The 2,027-nt window shown below is 76.7% G+C and carries 3 protein-coding genes; 2 read left to right on the forward strand and 1 reads right to left on the reverse strand.

The window, feature by feature from the left end:
* The coding region (locus A2U95_RS27315; protein ID WP_277350998.1) for an SbcC/MukB-like Walker B domain-containing protein at positions 1–878 on the forward strand (878 nt) is incomplete at its 5' end.
* 25 nt (positions 879–903) lie between these two features.
* On the opposite strand, the gene A2U95_RS27320 is transcribed toward A2U95_RS27315, so the two are convergent.
* Positions 904–1,362, reverse strand: coding sequence for an Lrp/AsnC family transcriptional regulator (locus A2U95_RS27320; RefSeq protein ID WP_166027886.1), 459 nt, complete (start codon positions 1,360–1,362; stop codon positions 904–906).
* A gap of 121 nt (positions 1,363–1,483) precedes the next feature.
* Between A2U95_RS27320 and A2U95_RS27325 the strand changes: the two genes are divergently transcribed.
* Positions 1,484–1,981, forward strand: coding sequence for a rhodanese-like domain-containing protein (locus A2U95_RS27325; protein ID WP_166027888.1), 498 nt, complete (start codon positions 1,484–1,486; stop codon positions 1,979–1,981).
* The last annotated feature ends 46 nt before the right edge of the window (positions 1,982–2,027 follow it).

The following is a 2,027-nucleotide window of genomic DNA, read 5'->3' on the forward strand; positions in this document are numbered from 1 at the left end:
GGGCCGGTTTCGACACCCCGTGGGCCGCCGCCGACGCGCTGCTCGACGCCGCCGGCCACCGCGCCCTGCAGCAGCGCCTCGACGCCTGGGAGCAGGAGCTCGCCGCGGTCCGCGCCGTGCTCGCCGAGGAGGACACCGCCGCCGCCGCGCAGCTGCCGCCCGCCGACGTCACCGCCGCCGAGGCCGCGCTCGCCGCGGCCACCCTGCGGGCCCGCGAGGCCGCCTCCGCCCACGACGCCGCCGAGCGGCGCTGCGCCGACCTGGACCGGCTCTCCGACGAGGCCGCCCGCGCCGCCCGCGCCCTGGCCCCGCTGCGCGCCCGGCACGACAAGGTCGCCCGGATGGCCGGCCTGGCCGCCGGCACCTCCGCGGACAACGAGCGCAAGATGCGCCTGGAGTCCTACGTGCTCGCCGCCCGCCTCGAACAGGTCGCGGCGGCGGCCACCGCCCGGCTGCTGCGGATGTCCTCCGGCCGCTACACGCTGGTCCACTCCGACGACCGCTCCGGCCGCGGACGCAGCGGCCTCGGCCTGCACGTGGTCGACGCCTGGACCGGCCGGGAGCGGGACACCGCCACCCTCTCCGGCGGCGAGACCTTCTTCGCCTCCCTCGCCCTGGCCCTCGGCCTCGCCGACGTGGTCACCGACGAGGCGGGCGGCGTGCGGCTGGACACCCTCTTCATCGACGAGGGCTTCGGCAGCCTCGACGACCAGACCCTCGACGAGGTCCTCGACGTCCTGGACTCCCTGCGCGAACGGGACCGCAGCGTGGGCATCGTCAGCCACGTCGCCGACCTCAAGCGCCGCGTCCACGCCCAGCTCGAGGTGGTCAAGGGGCGCCGGGGCTCGGTGCTGCGGCAGCGCGGAGCGGCCGGCTGAGGCCGCGGACCGCGGCGGCCGCCCGTCAGCCGGCGATCGCCCGGCGGGGGAGGGGCGAGGAGTACACCACGCTGGTGGTCACCGAGCCGAGCCCGCCGATCCGTCCGGAGACCTCCTCCAGGTGCCGCATCGAGCGCGCGGTCACCTTCAGGACGAAGCAGTCGTCCCCGGTCACGTGGTGGGCCTCCACGATCTCCGGGGTGGCGGCCACCAGGTCGTGGAACGGCTTGTAGTTCGACGTCGGATAGCGCAGCCGGACGAACGCCAGCACCGGCAGCCCCAGCCGCTCCGGGTCGACGACCGCGGAATAGCCGCGGATCACCCCCGCCTCCTCCAGCCGGCGCACCCGCTCGGTGACGGCGCTGGGCGACATGGACACGGCCCGGGCCAGTTCGGTGAAGCTCGCCCGGCCGTCCCGCTGCAGCACGTCGAGGATGCGCAGATCGGTGGCGTCCGGCGCGTACGCCGGGAGATGCGTGGTCATGGGGGGAGCATGCCGGGAATTTCGTGGCGGAACAACCGCACGGCCGTGGTCAGGCCGTTCAGACCGGCGGCTCCCGCGCCTAGATTTCCGGTGTCGAACAGCCGAACCGGAGGAGAGCCCCATGACCGCCACCCCGATTCCCGCGGACAACCCCGTGCTGCGGGTCGCGCCCGCCGGCCCGGCCGAGGCGGCCGCCCACTTCGCGGCGAGCCTCGCCCTCCACGCCGACGTGTCGGACGTGGCCGCGGCCCTCGCCGCCGCCGGCCCGGACGGCGACCCCGGGTTCGCGCTGGTCGACACGCGGTCCACCCAGGCGTGGGACCAGGGGCACGTGCCCGGCGCCCTGCACCTGCCGACCGCCCTCGTCGACCGGACGGCCGACCGCCTGCTGGACCCGGCGGTCCCGGTCGTCACCTACTGCTGGGGCCCCGGCTGCAACGGCGCCACCCGCGCCGCGCTGGCGCTCTCCCTGCGCGGGTACCGGGTCAAGGAGATGCTCGGCGGCTTCGAGTACTGGGTCCGCGAGGGCTTCGCCTACGAAACCGACGGGGGCGCCGAGCGGCGGCTCCCCGACCCGCTCACCGCCCCCGTCGGCAAGGACGCCGACTGCGGCTGCTGAACCGGCACCGCCGCCCGCCCGCCGGCCACCCGCCGCCCGCCCGCCG

Source organism: Streptomyces chilikensis, assembly GCF_001642695.1.
In the GTDB taxonomy this organism is placed as follows: Bacteria; Actinomycetota; Actinomycetes; order Streptomycetales; family Streptomycetaceae; genus Streptomyces; species Streptomyces chilikensis.